This is a genomic window from Streptomyces sp. NPDC046909, assembly GCF_040644695.1.
Lineage (GTDB): Bacteria > Actinomycetota > Actinomycetes > Streptomycetales > Streptomycetaceae > Streptomyces.
This window is the reverse complement of the sequence record NZ_JBEYXC010000028.1, coordinates 80,085-95,806: the sequence shown is the minus strand read 5'-3', so window position 1 is coordinate 95,806 and position 15,722 is coordinate 80,085. Positions and strand designations below refer to the sequence as shown.

Annotated in this window: 14 protein-coding genes, 2 tRNA genes and 1 pseudogene; 11 read left to right on the top strand and 6 right to left on the bottom strand. The window is 71.4% G+C overall.

The window, feature by feature from the left end; translation table 11 throughout:
* Positions 1 to 156 precede the first annotated feature (156 nt).
* Both ABZ928_RS50340 and ABZ928_RS50335 read right to left on the bottom strand, forming a co-directional pair.
* Positions 157 to 825 carry an HAD-IA family hydrolase gene (locus tag ABZ928_RS50340; protein WP_361535983.1) on the bottom strand — a complete coding sequence of 223 codons (669 nt, stop codon included), beginning with the start codon at positions 823 to 825 and terminating at the stop codon, positions 157 to 159.
* A 181-nt stretch (positions 826 to 1,006) separates the two neighbouring features.
* Complete coding sequence (locus tag ABZ928_RS50335; RefSeq protein WP_361535981.1) at positions 1,007 to 1,588, bottom strand: TMEM165/GDT1 family protein; 582 nt, start codon at positions 1,586 to 1,588, stop codon at positions 1,007 to 1,009.
* 348 nt (positions 1,589 to 1,936) lie between these two features.
* Here ABZ928_RS50335 and ABZ928_RS50330 point away from each other — a divergent pair, with 348 nt between their 5' ends.
* From ABZ928_RS50330 to ABZ928_RS50315, 4 genes are all read left to right on the top strand, one after another.
* Positions 1,937 to 2,581, top strand: coding sequence for an HNH endonuclease family protein (locus ABZ928_RS50330; RefSeq protein ID WP_361535979.1), 645 nt, complete (start codon positions 1,937 to 1,939; stop codon positions 2,579 to 2,581).
* 196 nt (positions 2,582 to 2,777) lie between these two features.
* Complete coding sequence (locus tag ABZ928_RS50325; protein ID WP_361535977.1) at positions 2,778 to 4,454, top strand: alkaline phosphatase D family protein; 1,677 nt, start codon at positions 2,778 to 2,780, stop codon at positions 4,452 to 4,454.
* A gap of 173 nt (positions 4,455 to 4,627) precedes the next feature.
* Complete coding sequence (locus ABZ928_RS50320) at positions 4,628 to 6,523, top strand: FAD/NAD(P)-binding protein (protein ID WP_361535975.1); 1,896 nt, start codon at positions 4,628 to 4,630, stop codon at positions 6,521 to 6,523.
* An 86-nt stretch (positions 6,524 to 6,609) separates the two neighbouring features.
* Positions 6,610 to 7,062, top strand: coding sequence for a DoxX family protein (locus tag ABZ928_RS50315; protein ID WP_361535973.1), 453 nt, complete (start codon positions 6,610 to 6,612; stop codon positions 7,060 to 7,062).
* Positions 7,063 to 7,154: 92 nt separating this feature from the next.
* Here ABZ928_RS50315 and ABZ928_RS50310 read toward each other — a convergent pair whose 3' ends face one another.
* Positions 7,155 to 7,688: a superoxide dismutase family protein gene (locus ABZ928_RS50310; RefSeq protein WP_361535971.1), complete on the bottom strand. Its 534-nt coding sequence runs from the start codon at positions 7,686 to 7,688 to the stop codon at positions 7,155 to 7,157.
* Positions 7,689 to 7,885: 197 nt separating this feature from the next.
* On the opposite strand from ABZ928_RS50310, the gene ABZ928_RS50305 reads away from it, so the two are divergent.
* Positions 7,886 to 8,503, top strand: a complete 618-nt coding sequence (locus ABZ928_RS50305) for a VTT domain-containing protein (RefSeq protein ID WP_361535969.1) — start codon at positions 7,886 to 7,888, stop codon at positions 8,501 to 8,503.
* A gap of 96 nt (positions 8,504 to 8,599) precedes the next feature.
* Here the strand turns inward: ABZ928_RS50305 and ABZ928_RS50300 are convergent, their stop codons facing one another.
* The gene (locus ABZ928_RS50300; RefSeq protein WP_361535967.1) at positions 8,600 to 8,827 is read right to left on the bottom strand and encodes a DUF2277 domain-containing protein; all 228 of its coding nucleotides are present in this window, start codon (positions 8,825 to 8,827) and stop codon (positions 8,600 to 8,602) included.
* A gap of 59 nt (positions 8,828 to 8,886) precedes the next feature.
* Between ABZ928_RS50300 and ABZ928_RS50295 the strand changes: the two genes are divergently transcribed.
* The 4 genes from ABZ928_RS50295 to ABZ928_RS50280 all read left to right on the top strand — a co-directional run bounded on the left by ABZ928_RS50295 (position 8,887) and on the right by ABZ928_RS50280 (position 11,297).
* Entirely contained in the window at positions 8,887 to 9,642 is a 756-nt protein-coding gene (locus ABZ928_RS50295) for an MBL fold metallo-hydrolase (RefSeq protein ID WP_361535965.1), read from the top strand.
* 67 nt (positions 9,643 to 9,709) lie between these two features.
* The gene (locus tag ABZ928_RS50290) at positions 9,710 to 10,651 is read left to right on the top strand and encodes a 2-dehydropantoate 2-reductase (RefSeq protein ID WP_361535963.1); all 942 of its coding nucleotides are present in this window, start codon (positions 9,710 to 9,712) and stop codon (positions 10,649 to 10,651) included.
* A gap of 133 nt (positions 10,652 to 10,784) precedes the next feature.
* Positions 10,785 to 11,105 carry a hypothetical protein gene (locus ABZ928_RS50285; protein WP_361535961.1) on the top strand — a complete coding sequence of 107 codons (321 nt, stop codon included), beginning with the start codon at positions 10,785 to 10,787 and terminating at the stop codon, positions 11,103 to 11,105.
* A 93-nt stretch (positions 11,106 to 11,198) separates the two neighbouring features.
* A tRNA-Cys gene (locus ABZ928_RS50280) sits at positions 11,199 to 11,297 on the top strand.
* A gap of 145 nt (positions 11,298 to 11,442) precedes the next feature.
* Here ABZ928_RS50280 and ABZ928_RS50275 read toward each other — a convergent pair.
* A tRNA-Val gene (locus tag ABZ928_RS50275) sits at positions 11,443 to 11,514 on the bottom strand.
* A pseudogene (locus ABZ928_RS50270) lies at positions 11,505 to 13,233 on the bottom strand (IS200/IS605 family accessory protein TnpB-related protein). Before ABZ928_RS50270 ends, ABZ928_RS50275 begins: the two are co-directional and overlap by 10 nt.
* A 258-nt stretch (positions 13,234 to 13,491) precedes the next feature.
* Between ABZ928_RS50270 and ABZ928_RS50265 the strand changes: the two are divergent.
* Both ABZ928_RS50265 and ABZ928_RS50260 read left to right on the top strand, forming a co-directional pair.
* The gene (locus tag ABZ928_RS50265; protein ID WP_361535959.1) at positions 13,492 to 14,259 is read left to right on the top strand and encodes a DUF4097 family beta strand repeat-containing protein; all 768 of its coding nucleotides are present in this window, start codon (positions 13,492 to 13,494) and stop codon (positions 14,257 to 14,259) included.
* 74 nt (positions 14,260 to 14,333) lie between these two features.
* Positions 14,334 to 15,707 (top strand): hypothetical protein, encoded by a 1,374-nt coding sequence (locus tag ABZ928_RS50260; protein WP_361535957.1) that lies wholly within the window; start codon positions 14,334 to 14,336, stop codon positions 15,705 to 15,707.
* Positions 15,708 to 15,722 lie beyond the last annotated feature (15 nt).

The window sequence follows — 15,722 nt, the reverse complement described above, 5'->3', positions numbered from 1 at the left end:
GGCGTTTGAGGACGAGGCCCCTTAAGGGCCGAAAAGGCGGGGTCTGGGGGCGCAGCCCCCAGGAAGGGCGGGGTCGAAGGGGCGGCAGCCCCTGGGGATGGGACGGGTAGGGGCGGCGGGGGCGAGAAAAGCCCGTCCAAACCACGCCGCCCCGCCCTACCGCACGTACAGCCGAACCGTCCCGTCCCCCGCACTCTCCACCCGCACCCGGGTCAGATCCCGCACCACCACATCCGGCTCGTAGAAGTCGGCCCGAGGCCCCACCCCCACCACCCGCATCCCCGCGGCCCGCCCCGCCGCGATCCCCGCCCCGGAGTCCTCGAACACGACACAGTCCTCCGGCGCCACGCCCAGCTCCGCGGCGCCCTTCAGGAACCCCTCGGGGTCCGGCTTGCTCGCCCCCACGGACTCGGCGGTCACCCGCACCTCCGGCAGGGCAAGGCCGGCCGCCGCCATCCGGGCCGTGGAGAGGGCGACATCCGCCGAAGTCACCAGCGCGTGCGGCACCCCGCTCAGAGACCCGAGAAACTCCTCCGCCCCCGGTATCGCCACCACCCCGTCCATGTCCGCCGTCTCCTCGGCGAGCATGCGGGCGTTGTCGGCGTGGTTCTGCGCCATCGGCCGATCCGGCAGCAGCAGCGCCATCGAGGCGTACCCCTGCCGCCCGTGGACGACCTTCATGACCTCGTCGCCGTCCAGCCCGTGCCGCGAGGCCCACCCCCGCCAGCACCGCTCGACGACGGCGTCGGAGTTCACGAGGGTGCCGTCCATGTCGAGCAGGAGGGCACGGGCGGTCAGCACGGTGGGCACGGCGGTGGCCGTCATCGGCAGCTCCAAGGGGCGCGCGAAAGGGGGGACGGATGGCACCGTCGACCCCCGGAGGGACAAGGCGGCCCCCGCCCGCCGGTCAGGGAAAACGGACGGGAAGCCACTTTGTTTCTCTACGGTACAAAACGAGGACCCGTTTGCGCCAGCACCCCCCGAAACTGTTCACCCACCGTTCAGCTCACCCGGCGACGGCCTCCCACAGGCTCCACACCCCGAGCGCCAGCATCAGCAGCGCCGCCACCTTCGTGATCAATCGCAACGGCACCCGCTTCATCAGCGCCTTCCCCCCGACGATGCCCAGCCCGGCCACCGCCCACAGCGCGAGCACGGCCCCGAGCCCGACGGAGAGCGGGTCGTCGTAACGGGCGGCGAGATTCGCGGTCATGATCTGCGTGAGATCACCGAACTCGGCGACGAGGATCAGCATGAACCCGGCCCCCGCGACCTTCCAGAAGGACTGGTTCTCCGGCCGCCGGATCTCCTCCTCATCCTCGTCCTTCTTCATCAGCAGCACGGCGGCACCACCGAGGAAGAGAACCCCGGTGAGCGCGTGCACGATCTGCTGCGGCAGCAACGTCAGCACGCTGCCCGCCGCCACCGCCAGCGCCACATGGAGGGCGAAGGCGGCGGCCACACCGGCGAAGACGTACGACGCGCGGTAACGCGTCCCGAGCACGAGCCCCGCCAGCGCCGTCTTGTCCGGCAGCTCCGCGAGGAAGACGACGCCGAAGACCACGGCCGTCACGGTAAAGCTGATCAAGGTTTCCTCAATCGGTAGGGGCTGCCCCACCGAGAGTGTTACCGCGAAAAACGACACCTCGGCACGGCAGCACACAGTCAGTGCACTACTGGCCGAAGGTCTCGCTGGCCGGTCGCGAGCGACCTGCCTCCGGGCGCCGGCTCAGACGAGCTGAGCAGTATGTCGACGGTCCGGCGAAGAGCTACTCCCCTTCAACTCCGTCAATCATACGAGATCGTTTCGCCATAAACCTTGTCGTGTCATGTACGCGTCATTAACTTCTTACCCGACGCACACCTCCCCGCAACACGGCGCCGCGAGCATTCCAACGCTCGCGCACCAACACCCCCACCCCTCATAGGAGTTCGCATGGCGAAGTTCTACGCGCGTCGACGGCTCAGCATACTCGCGGCGCTCACCGGTCTCATAGCCTCGGTCGGACTTTTCAACGGTCCGACCGCCTCCGCCGCGCTGCCCACCCCGGTCAGCGCCGCCACCGCCCGCACCTACCTCGCCTCCCTCACGGTGGCGACGGAGGACCGCACCGGGTACGACCGGGACCTGTTCCCGCACTGGATCACCATCTCCGGCACCTGCAACACCCGTGAGACGGTCCTGAAGCGCGACGGTACGAACGTCGTCACCAGCTCCGCCTGCGCCGCCACCAGCGGCACCTGGTACTCCCCCTACGACGGCGCCACCTGGACCGCCGCCTCCGACCTCGACATCGACCACCTGGTCCCGCTCGCCGAGGCCTGGGACTCGGGCGCCAGCGGCTGGACCACCGCCCAGCGCCAGGCCTTCGCCAACGACCTGACCCGCCCGCAGCTCATCGCCGTCACCGACAACGTGAACCAGGCCAAGAGCGACCAGGACCCGGCCGAGTGGATGCCGTCGGTCACCTCGTACCGCTGCACCTACGTCCGCGCCTGGGTCCAGGTGAAGTACTACTACGACCTCTCCGTGGACTCCGCCGAGAAGAGCGCCCTCACCAGCTACCTGTCCAGCTGCTGACGATTGAGTAACGGAACCTCCCCACCGCCCTCCGTCGTTCCGTACCGTACGGGGCGACGTCGGAGGGTGAACCGAAGGGGCGCGCCGGTGTCGAGAGGGCGAACGCGCGGAGGCCCGAAGGGCTGAGCACGATCGTCGTCTCGACACCGGCTGAGGCGCCCCGGAGGTGAACCCGACCAGAGAGGGGCGGGATCACGTGGCCGAACTTCGGTTGGGACCGCTGCTCAGGTACGTCGACGGCTCGTCCGCGACCCTGTGGGTCGAGGCGAGCCGTCCGTGCACCGCGGAGGTGCGCTGCCCGGACGGCACCGGCGGACAGGCCCGCACGTTCCAGATCGCGGGCCACTACTACGCGTTGATCCCCGTGGCCGGTCTCACCCCGGGCAGCGAGCGGTCCTACGAGGTGCTCCTGGACGGCGTACGGGTGTGGCCGCTGCCCGACTCACCGTTCCCCGACTCCGTCATCCGCACCCCGGCCGAGGACGACACCGTCCGCGTCACCTTCGGCTCCTGCCGCTGGGCCGCGCCGCCCGACGGCGAGAAGGACCCCGTCGGCCCCGACGCCCTGGACACCCTCGCGGCCCGCATCGCGGCCGACCCGAACCGTGAACGGCCGGACGTGCTCGTCCTGTTGGGCGACCAGGTCTACGCCGACGAGACCTCCCCGGCCACCCGCCGCTGGCTCGCCGCCCGCCGTGATCTGAGCGATCCGCCGGGCAACGAGGTCGCGGACTACGAGGAGTACACCCGCCTCTACTACGAGTCCTGGCTCGACCCGGAGATCCGCTGGCTCCTCTCCACCGTGCCCAGTTGCATGATCTTCGACGATCACGACGTCATAGACGACTGGAACACCTCCGCCGCCTGGCTGGAGGACATGCGGTCCACCCCGTGGTGGCGCGAGCGGCTGCTGAGCGGGCTCATGTCGTACTGGGTCCACCAGCACCTCGGCAACCTCTCCCCCGTCGAACTGGCCACCGACCCGCTCTACGCCGCCGTACGCCGAACCCCCGACGGCACCGACGAGTTGCGGGCCTTCGCGTGCAAGGCCGACGTCGATCCGGCGTCCGTGCGCTGGAGTTACCGGCGGGACTTCGGACGCGTACGGCTGCTGATGGTCGACACCCGCGCGGCGCGCGTGCTCGACGAGGAGAGCCGGTCGATGCTCGACCCGGGCGAGGCCGAGTGGCTGCGGGAGCAGGCGCTGGACGCGCCGGGATCCTACGACCATCTCCTCATCGGCACCTCCCTGCCCTGGCTGCTGCCGCATCTCGTGCATGACGCCGAGGCATGGAACGCGGCGCTCTGCCGGGGGGAGCGGGGGGCGCGCTGGGCGCGGTTCGGGGAGGATCTGCGGCGGCGGGCGGACCTGGAGCACTGGGCGGCCTTCCCGACGTCCTTCGAGGCGCTGACGGCGCTGATAGCGGAGGCGGGGTCCGGGCCGGACGCCCCGGCGACGGTGTGCGTGCTGTCGGGGGACGTCCATCACGCGTACATCGCCGAGCCGACGTGGCCGACGGGCGGCGGCGACGGTAGCGGTGATGGTGGCGGTGGCGGCGGCCCGGACGCGCGGGTGCTCCAGCTGACCTGCTCCCCCGTCCACAACTCCATCCCGCTCTCCATACGCCTCGGCTTCCGCTTCGGCTGGAGCGCGGCCGCGCGGGCGCTGGGACGCCGTTTCGCCGGCCACGGCGGCTGCCCGCGCCCCTCGGTGGACTGGCGGCGCACGGGCGGCCCCTGGTTCGGCAACCAGCTCATGACCCTCACCCTGCGGGGCCGTTCGGCACGGCTGCGACTGGAACAGGCACGGGCGGTACGGGACGGGAAAGCCCGGCTGGCGGTGGCGGCGGAGTCGGTGCTGAGCGAGAAGTGAGCGCGGCGCCGAAACGCGGGTGACGTACGAGGTGGCCGGGACCCCCGTTGGCTTCCGTGACCGGCGACGGCATGATGAGGCGGACCCTCCGCTTCCCGCGGGCGGGTCAGTTGCCCAGCGCCCCCACGCGCCCACGCGCCCCATGCGCCCCCACACGCCCGGGAGTCCCCCTTTTGTCCGCACCGACCACGGCATGCGTGCCGGTCTCCGTCGCCGTGGTCGGCGCCGGGCCGCGCGGCACCAGCGTTCTGGAACGCCTCTGCGCCTCCGCCCCCGAACTGCTCCCGCCCGGCGCCCGGCTCACCGTCCACGTGGTCGACCCGGCACCGCCCGGCGCCGGCAGCGTCTGGCGGACCGCGCAACCCGCCGACCTGCTGATAAACACCGTGGCCGGTCAAGTGACCCTGTTCACCGACGACAGCGTCGACTGCTCCGGACCCGTCCGCCCCGGCCCCAGCCTCCACGAGTGGGCGGCCGGCGAACTGGGCCCCGACGACTACCCGACCCGCGCCCACTACGGCCGCTATCTGGAGTGGGTGTTCGCCCGTACGGTGCGGGAGGCGCCGCCCGGTGTTCGTATACGGACGCACGCGGCCCGCGCGACCCGGCTCGACGACGCCGACGACGGCCGTCAGGTCCTCACCCTCGACGACGGCCGCGAACTGACCGGCCTGTCCGCGGTCGTCCTCGCCCAGGGCCATCTCCCGACCGTCCCGGACCGGGCCCAGCGGGAGAACTCCGCGTACGCCGCATCCCACGGCCTGCTCCACATCCCGCCCGCCAACCCGGCCGACGTCGACCTCTCCGCCATCTCCCCCGGCGAACCGGTGCTGTTGCGCGGCCTCGGCCTCAACTTCTTCGACCACACAGCCCTGTTGACGACCGGCCGAGGCGGCCGGTTCGTACCCGACAGGTCCGGGTCCGGACTGCGGTACATCCCCTCCGGCCGCGAGCCCCGCCTCTACGCCGGCTCCCGGCGCGGCATCCCGTACCAGGCGCGCGGCGACAACGCGAAGGGCCCGTACGGCCGTCACACCCCGCTCGTCCTCACCCCGGAGGTCATCGCGGGCTTCCGCAAGCGCGCCGACTCGGGCGAGGCGCCGGACTTCCTCGCGGAGATATGGCCGCTGGTGGCGAAGGAGGTGGAGACGGTCTACTACGAAGTACTGGTGAAATCACCAGACTTCACGGACCGCTTCCTCGCCACCCCGCACGGCGACCCCCAAGAGGCCGCGATCCTCGACGAGTTCGGCGTCCCGGAGGCCGACCGCTGGAACTGGCAGCGGATCTCCCGGCCGTACGCGGGACGGGACTTCGCCCACCCGGAGCAGTGGCGCGACTGGCTCCTCGCGCACCTCCGCGCCGATGCCGCGCAGGCCGCCCTGGGCAATGTGACCGGCCCTCTCAAGGCGGCCCTCGACGTCCTGCGCGACCTGCGCAACGAGCTGCGTCTGATCGTCGACCACGGCGGCATCGCCGGTGCCTCGCGCCGCGACCACCTCGACCGCTGGTACACCCCGCTCAACGCCTTCCTGTCCATCGGCCCACCCCGGCGGCGCGTCGAGGAGCTGGTGGCGCTGATGGAGGCGGGCGTGGTGGAGGTGCTCGGGCCGCGTCTGGAGGTGCGGGCGGAGGACGGGGCGTGGGTGGCGCGCTCGCCCGAGGTGCCCGGGTCCGACGTACGGGTGACGACGCTCATAGAGGCGCGGCTTCCGGAACCGGATGTGCGGCACACCGCCGACGGCCTCCTCGCCCGGCTGCTGAGGACGGGACAGTGCCGGCCGCACGCGGTGGACGGTTACGAGACGGGCGGGCTGGACGTGACACCGCGCCCCTACTACCTGATCAACCGTCAAGGTCGTGCGCACGCACGGAGGTTGGCATTCGGGGTGCCGACCGAGGGGGTGCACTGGGTGACGGCGGCGGGCGCCCGGCCAGGTGTGGATTCGGTCATGCTTTCGGACTCCGACGCGGTGGCGAGAGCGGCTCTACGTGCGGCGACGGGCGAAACGGAACCTCAAACGGAAGCAAACGCATGGCCAAATGTTGAACTTGCAAGCATCGATTAGGTCGTCCTAACGTGGAGCGCTCGCTCGGTTCCGTCCCCAGACCGGTCCTCCCCACGGACCGGCCCGACCGTAGGAGTACCCCCCACATGACCGGACGCCTCAACAGCGCCCAGCCGTACGTCCTCGGCCTGTTCCGCATCGTCGTCGGCCTGCTCTTCACCTGCCACGGCGCCGTCGCCCTCTTCGGCGTGCTCGGCGGCGCGGACGGCGAGGGCGGCACCGTCGAGCTGGGCACCTGGCCCGGCTGGTACGCGGCCGCGATCGAGCTCGTCGGCGGCTCACTCGTCCTGATCGGCCTGGCCACCCGCTTCGCCGCGTTCATCGCCTCGGGCGCGATGGCCTACGCCTACTTCAAGGTGCACCAGCCGAACGCCCTGTGGCCGATCGAGAACAGCGGAGAGGGCGCGGCGATGTTCTGCTGGGCCTTCCTGCTGCTGGTCTTCACCGGCTCCGGCGCCTTCGGCCTCGACCGGCTGCTCGCCAAGCGCGCGACGGCCACCACGAAGCCGGCCACGGAGCAGTCACCCGTGGCCGCCTGAGCCTGAGCTTGCGACTGAGCCCCACCAGCACACGACGGTGCCCGCCCCCGCGAGGGACGGGCACCGTTCGCGTCTCAGCCCCCCACCTCACCTCAGACGGTCTCCCACCCGAACGGCACGGTGAAGCACGCCACCCGCGCCCCCTTGGTCCCCGGCTCGTCATGGATGACGACGGACGACGCCTCCCCCTGCCTGAAGCCCCACTCGTGGGTTGCCACAGCCTCGCCGCCGCCCCCCTCGTCCGCGGTGAAGTCGAGCCAGACCTCGTTCTCGGCGTTGACGTGGTGCGGCTCGGTGGACGGTTCGTGCTGGTAGTGGCCGCCCGCGGCGGCGGGGTCGGCGGCGCAGGGCTTCTGGTGCACATGGACGCCGTACGCGTGACCGGGCACGAGCCCCGCCACCCGCAGCTTCACGGTCGTAGGCCCGAGCTCCTTGCTCTCCTGACGCACCTCGATCCAGGAGGCGGCCGGGACCAGCTCCATGTCGTACGTCACCGCGGCCGACGGGACGAAGGCGGTGGGCGGTGCGAACTGGGCGTCCGTCCGCATCGAGTAGCCGTGGGCCCCGCCGGCGCCGGCCGCGAACACGGCCGCGGCGACGGCACCCGCGCATATTCCTGCCACCATGATGTGTACCGTTCCTCACGTTTGTGGTGATGGGTCACCCCTCTCCCGTGCTAAGCGACACCCGCGCGAACCGCCCCCCGGAACGTGGCAGCGGAGTGAATATCCTGTGCCGGACACACGAGCCCCCCTTGAACCTGCTGTCACACCCCGGGCGTACGCTGTAGGGCTGTTACGGGGGAAACGGGGAGTGACTGACGGTGTTCGAGAGTCTTGGGAGTGTGGGTGCGCTGACCGGCAGCCCAGGGGTCATCTACGCGCTGGTGGCGGCGTCGGTACTCCTTGACGTGTTCCTGCCGGTCCTGCCCAGCGGGGTCCTCGTCATCACCGCCGCCACGGCCGCGGCCGCGGGCACCGCGGCGGGCAAGGTCCCCGGTGACGTCCCCGACCTGCTGCTGCTCACCCTCGTCGCCGCGACCGCCTCGGTCCTGGGCGACCTGGTCGCCTACCGCCTCGCCTGGCGCGGCGGCGCCCGCCTGGACCGCGCGATCGCCCGCTCCCGACGCCTCACCACAGCGCAGGAACGTCTCGGCTCCGCCCTCGCCCGCGGCGGCGGCCCCCTGGTCGTCGTCGCCCGCTTCGCCCCGGCCGGCCGCTCGGTCGTCTCCTTCGTCGCGGGCGCCGCACACCGCCGCATCCGCGAGTTCCTCCCCTGGTCGGCCCTGGCGGGCCTGGCCTGGGCGGCGTACAGCGTGGCCCTGGGCTACTACGGCGCCCAGTGGCTGGGTACGACATGGCTGGCGACGGGGGTCTCGGTGCTGGCCCTGTTCGCAGCGGGAGCGGGAGCGGCGTACGTGATGCGCCGCCAGCCGGCATGAAGGTGATGGTCCGGCTGCGGCGCCGTCGTGGCTGGTCGCGCCCACGCGGCGGAGCCGTATATCGGCACAGCCCCGCGCCCCTGAGGTACGACCCGGTCACCCGGCTCTCTGTGTGACACCGCGGATCTCCAGGCCGTCCAGCAGTGCGGCGGTCGCCTCGGCGATCGCGGCCACCGCCTGCTCGAAGACCTCCTTGTTGTGCGCGGCCGGGGCCCGGAAGCCGGAGACCTTGCGTACGTACTGGAGGGCGGCGGCGCGGATCTCGTCGTCCGTGGCCTCCTCGGGCAGCGCGGGCGGGCGGAGGGTCTTGATGCTTCGGCACATGCGTCCAGTCTCGCTCGCCGCCGGGAATAGCGCCGGGGCTCCACGGGATTGTGCGGAACATGACGACAGTGGAGATCTCTTACGTCGGCGGCCCGACCGCCGTTCTGTCTCTCGGGGGCCTGCGTCTCCTCACCGACCCCACCTTCGACGCGCCCGGGGAGTACCCCGTGGGCAACCGCAGGCTGGTGAAGACAACGGGCCCGGCGACCACGGCGGCCGACCTGGGCCCGGTGGACGCGGTGCTCCTCTCCCACGACCAGCACCCCGACAACCTGGACCCGGCGGGCCGCGCGTTCCTCACCGAAGTCCCCCTCGTCCTGTCCACTCCCGCCGCCCACGGCCGCCTCGGCTCCCTGATCCACCCCCTCCCCACCTGGGAGAGCGTCGAGATCGGCGCCGTACGCGTCACCGCCGTCCCCGCCCTGCACGGCCCCGAGGGCTCCGAACCCCTCGTCGGCGAGGTCACCGGCTTCGTACTGTCCGGCGAGGGCCTGCCCAAGGTGTACGTCAGCGGCGACAACGCCTCCCTCGACCGGGTACGGGAGATCGCCGACCGCGAGGGCCCGTTCGACGTGGCGGTGCTGTTCGCGGGCGCGGCGCGCACTCCCGTCGTCCCGGACGCCACCCTCACCCTGACCAGCGAGCAGGCAGCCGAGGCGGCCGTCGTCCTGGGCGCCCGGCATGTCGTACCGCTGCACTTCGAGCACTGGGGCCACTTCACCCAGGACGGCCCGACCCTGACGAAGGCCTTCGCGGAGGCCGGACTGACGGAGCGACTGCACTTGTTGGCACCGGGCGAGACCGTACGTCTGTGAGGTCTGCGATGATCCTTTGCGAGGCGGCCACCGTTCAAGGGGCCGACCGACGAAGGGACTTCGTGTGATGACGCACGACGAGAATGTGGCGTACGACGAGAAGTCGACGCGCGACGAGAAGCTGACCGTGGCCGTGCTGGGCCCGGGCGGCATCGGCGGCCTGCTGGCCGGACTGCTGGCCCGGGCCGGGCACCGGGTGATCTGCCTGGCCGGCGAGGAGACCGCCGCGGCCCTCCGCACCTCCGGAATCAGGGTCCGCAGCGGTCTGTTCGGCGACTTCGCGGCGGAGGTGGCGGCGGACACCGTGCTGCGCACGCCGGTGGACGCGTGTCTGGTGGCGGTCAAGCACACGACGCTGGACGCGGCGCTGGAGCGCGTACCGCCGGAGGTACTGGGCGACGCGCTCCTGGTGCCGTTCCTGAACGGCGTGGAGCACCCGGCGACGCTGCGGGCCCGCTACGGCGAGGAGACGGTCGCCCCGGCGGCGATCCGGACGGAGTCGACGCGCTTGTCCCCCGGCGAGATCGTGCACGGCAGCCCGCTGGCGGAGATCGACCTCACCGGCGACAAGGTGCCACGGCATCGCCTGGACAGGCTGGCGGCTGTACTGGACTCCTCCGGCCCGACGACGCGGGTCCTGCCGGACGAGACGGCGGCCCTCTGGTCCAAGATGACCTTCCTCGCCCCGCTGGCCCTGCTCACCACCCGATACGCCCTCCCCCTGGGCGACATCCGCACCCGCCACCGCGAGGAGCTGACGGCCCTGGTCGAGGAGACGGCGACGGTGAGCCGCGCCTCGGGCGCCCCCACGGACCCGGCCCAGACCCTCGCCCGCTACGAGGCCTTCCCACCCGGGACCAAGTCCTCCATGCAACGCGACGCCGAGGCCGGCCGCCCCCTCGAACTCGACGCGATCGGCGGCGCGTTGCTCCGCGCGGCGGCCCACCACGGCGTACCGGCACCGGTGGCGACCCGCCTGGTGAACGACCTGAAGGCCGCAGGTCACTGATCCAGGGGTCCGGTACGGCTTCCAGGGCCCCTGGAAGCCGTGCCGGACCCCGCTGACGACGCCTCCACACTCGAACACACGAACTACCCCAAGAAACTCGCACCCCTAAATCGAACAGGCGTAGCATTGCGCCGTGGCTACGACCTATGACTTTCCGAGTGACCTCCTCGCCGGTCAGGAGGAGCTGCATCAGGTCCGGGCCGAGCTGTCGGCCCTGCTCAAGCGGCTTCCCTGGTCGGTCGAGCCCCTGGACGGATTCAGCGACACCGCGGGCTGGCGCAAGGTGGAACGCCCCGCCTCCCCGGGCTGGACGGCCGACGAACAGGCCGAGGTGGAGAAGCTCAGACAACGCGAACACGAACTCGCCGTCTTCGTCAGCGGCCACCGCTTCTGGGCCGAGATCACGGGGGCGGAACGGGTGGACGCCCGCATGAAGCTGAAGCACGCTGAATGAGGCCAAGCACGCCGGCCGGAGCAAGATCCCGGAGTGACGGCGGCACGCGGCATCGCCGACTGGTGGATCAGGCCCAGTAATTGAGGTGCCGGGGCCGGGGGGGCGCCGTACGGTTGGCATCGTTCAGGTGCGCAGGCTGCGGCTACTTCTCCTGCAAAGAGAGCGACGCGGGTTCGAATCCCGCCGCCGGCTCCGGTCGGTGTCGTCCAGCGGCCCAGGATGCTTACGTTGCCGCCGCCGATCTTGATCTCTGAACATTTGGATCGCGAAAACGGCCCCCCGGAGATCACTCCGGAGGGCCGTTAAAGCCCGATCGAGCTGGGCTTTATTTCATCTGTGGGCGCGGACGGTGTCGAACCGCCGACATCCTGCTTGTAAGGCAGGCGCTCTACCGCTGAGCTACGCACCCGGGACAGGTCGACAGCCTACATTGTCCCGGGCCCTGCCCTGCAAACCGGTTTCACGGCCCCGGGCAGGCGTAGCCATTCCTGAGGGACTGAGCGGAAGTAGGTCCCGTTGCCAGGGTCCTTGCTCAGCCGCGTGCCCCGAGCGGTGTTGGGCACGCTGGTCCCCCACGTTCACTCCGCCTCCGGGCCGCACGGATCCTGTCCGTGGTCCGGGAAGGCGGGGGCGGGGTTCCTCACGCCGTCGGGTTCCTGGCCCGGCCTGGACGGTCCGATGCCCCGCACCATCACTCCGGTCGTGCGGGGGCGGTGCCGTCCGTCGCCGGATCGGGTGCCCCAGGGCGCGCCGTCCGATCGCCACGGCTGCTGCATCGTGGCGAGATACTTCGCGGATCTTGCCGGTAAGGGGCCGCTGCCAGTGCTGAGCGCCCCAACGGGAGGTGTAGGCCGGATCCACCGCGACGACCGCGATGCCCTGCTCGGCGGCCATCGCCACCAGCCGGGCTTTGAGCTTGGCGGTGGGGAAGCGAGAGATGAGACGTCGGAAACGCTTGTTCCGGCCGTGTCGTTCCCGGCTCGCGCTGTCGGTGAAGTCGAGATCTTCCACCGCGATCGCCGTGGCCCCGGTGTTCCGGGTGTGGCGCAGCAGCCGGGTCAGCGCGTGCCGGATCTGAGCATCTCGGTGCTGCGCGTTGCCCGACGACAAGTCGTAGGAGAAGCGGCGGGGCTCGCCAACGGGGTTGCCGTGCGCGTCGAGACGCCATACGGCGAGGTGGTCGTCGTTCATGTCCATCGCGACCACACCGCGCGCCAAGGCCGTCCCGAGCGGCAGTGCGGGGATGGGTGCGCGTTTCCAAGAAGCGGTGATGTACCAGCGGTAGCGCGAGACGTCGAGGTGGATGCGGTAGGCCACCGCTCTGTCGCTGAAGATCCGCTCCTGCCGTTCCCCTGACCTGTGATTGAAGGCCACAGTCGCATCCAGCACGTACCGACCGTGCGAGGCGTTCGCCAGGTGTGTCAGGGCTGACGGAAGTCTGATCGACAGCTGCCCGGTATCAGTGACGCGGATCGTCTCATTGCCACAGCGCTTGCCCGACTCTCCGTCCGCCGCGAGGAACATTCGGGCGGCCCGCCATCGCTCCTGCCACACCGACCGGTCCCGCGCGGTCTCGGGCAGATGATGACGCGCGTTGGCGAGCTGCTTGCCGCCGCGCACGACGCATGCCCGGCCGGCCGTCCAGTCCGCCTCGACACCGGTCAGCCGGTGCTGAAGCGCGCCGCGGCGACGAGACTTCGCATGCCACTCCGCGCGAGTGCCATAGCCGCGCTCCAACCCGGCTCGTTTGTCGGCCTTGGCACCCAGCGGTCGCGCAAGCCGTGCCTCGATGCCTGTGATCTGCCCCCTCAACCACGTCATCTCGGCGGCCTGGCCGCGCCTCGCAAGCGTCCAGAGGTCGTCCGTCGCCTTTGGTGATGCTGCCCGCCCACCGTGCCGACGAGGCCCCGGTCAGGGCTCTTTTCCGCACAGCCCAGGAGGTTGCGTCGGCAGCGCGCCCTCGCCGAGACCGCTCCGCGAGATCCCTGGAAGCCAGAGAGCCGAGGAATCTGCCCACCTCGGCCAGCACCGTCTCGTCCGCCGAGGACACCCGCAGCCGCGCGCGAATCGCCACCCCGGTGGGGCCGGGCACGACGAACGGCGCCTTCAGCTCGCGGAGCCCGCTCATCGCCACCCCCGACAACCACTCCGAAGATCACTTCATCGCACTCAACGAGCATCACTCGAAAAGGTCGCGCATTCGATGCGGGAACCCCTAACGGACAGTCGCAAGGCGACGGGACCTCAGGGTTGATTCGGGGGCTTTCCCCACCCCGGATCCGGGAGCTTCCCGGATACCCCGGCAGTGCCCCGCTCCGTACGGTCGAAGAGTCTCATCGGTGTGTCGTCGAAGTGCCTCGTCGAGCTGTCTCAGGGGGAGATTCACATGACCCGTTCCGCCACCGCCCGCGTGGTCCTCGCCGTCGGGGCCGTCGTGCTCATCGCGGGGGTCAGTGCCTGTGGGGCGTCCGCCGGGGACGACAAGGATCCGGAGCAGCGGTCGTTCGCGTTGCGGGGGAAGACGCTGACCGTCGATTCCGACGACTCGGCGCTGGAGATCGTGGCCGCCGATGACAACGAGGCGGGGCGGATCGAGGTGACCCGGTGGTTCGAGGGGACGGTCGCTCTCGGCAAGGACCCGAAGGTGACGTGGTCGATGGAGGGCGACACGCTGAAGCTGCGGATGAAGTGCAGTGGTGTGGTCGCGGACTGCGCCGCCAAGCACCGGATCGAGGTGCCGCGCGGGGTCAGCGTGAAGGTCGAGGACGGGGACGGGAGCGTGCGGGCCGAGGGGTTCGAGGACGCGCTGAGCATTCGTACGGGGGACGGGTCGGTGCATGTGACCGACTCCAGCGGGCCGCTGGAGCTGAGGACGGGGGACGGGTCCGTGCGGGCCGAGGTCACCTCTCGGGACGTGACCACCGAGACCGGGGACGGGTCGGTCCATCTCCAACTGGGCGCCGTGCCGGACCGGGTGGAGTCCAGGAGCGGCGACGGGTCGGTGACGATAGCCGTGCCCGAGGGGACGTACAAGGTGACGACTCAGACCGGGGACGGCGGGGTGGATGTGTCCGTGCCGCGGGCCGACTCCAGCTCGCATGTGATCGACGCCCGTACCGGCGACGGCAAAGTCACAGTCCGGACCGCGAACTAACGGGCCCGTGTGTTCGTCCTTAACCGGTGGGAGAATGACACCGGGCCAGGTCGGACACAGCACGGGAGAGGGATGTGACGGCGACACCAGCGCAGCCGTACTCGCCGTCGGAGCCGCGCGCGCGTCATGCGCTGCGCGACACACTCACCCTCGTCGCGCTGCCGCTGGCCGTGGCCCTCGCGCTGCCGGCCGCGTTCGCCGGCGGTGGCACCCGGCGCTGGTTCGGGGGCCGCTCGGAGAGCCAGCGGGCCGAGGCGCAGGCCGCGAAGGACGCCGCGGCGGCCGCGTTCTACGAGCTGGACACCGCCCAGCGCGATCTGCGGATCTCGATAGAGACGATCACCGCGGTCGACGACTCCCCCGCCGCCCGGCGCGCGGTCGCCGACTTCGAGGCGATCGGCCGGCGCATCGACGAGGCGAGCCACCGGTACATCGAGGCCGTCGACGCCCATGACCTCGACCGGGACGACCTGGAGGCCTCGGTCGCCGTACGCGCGCGTACGGAGCTCAGCAAGGCCAAGGACGAGCTGACCGACGTCAAGCGGGAGCTGGACCGCTTCGGGGACAGTCTCGGGCCGCTGCTCGGCAAGGCCGAGACCCAGCTGGCCCGGCTCGCCCCCGCCGTCGAGCGGGCCCGGCAGGGGCTGCTGGCCGCGTCCAACGCCCTTGACGCGGTACGGCAGTCGGGGCTGACGGCGGACGACCTCGCCGCCCGGCTCGCCGCCCTCGGGCCCGAGCTGACCAAGCTGAACCAGGGCGCGGGGGCGCATGGTGTCCCGCAGACCCTGGAGCGCGCCGAGCGGGTCGCGCGGGAGGCCGAGGCGGTCCGGGTCGAGTCGGAGCGGCTGCCCGAGAAGGCGGCCGAGATCGATCACCGGCTCGTCTCCCTGCGCACCCGCGCCCAGGCCCTCACCACGCGCGCGGGCCAGGTCGAACCGGTCCTGAGCGAGCTGCGGCGGCGTTTCTCCGCGGCCTGCTGGCAGGACCTCCAGCAGGTGCCGGGGCAGGCCGAGGAGAACGTCCGCCAGGCCGAGCGGAAGCTGACCGAGGCCCGGGCCGCGCGCGAGGCCCAGCGCTGGCCGGACGCGACGGCGCTGCTGTCGACCGTACGGGCCCTGCTGAACACCACCGACGAGGCGGTCTCGGCGGCCGGCGACCGGCTGCGGCGCCTGAACGCCGTACAGAAGGACCCGCAGCAGGAGATCGACCGCACGCGCTTCGCGATCCGGGACGCGCAGCGGCTGGCCATGTCGGGCCGCAGCACCCCCGACCCGCGCCATGCCCGCCCCCTCGACGACTCGGTGGCCCGCCTGGAGCGCGCGATCGGCACGCTGGAAGGCCGGCACCCGGACTACTGGCACTTCCTGACGGAGACGGAGGCGGTGCGGCAGACGGTGGCGCGGGTGGTGGGGCAGATCCGGGAGGAGCGGGGGGCCGCGCCGCACTGACGGCTAATCTGTCTG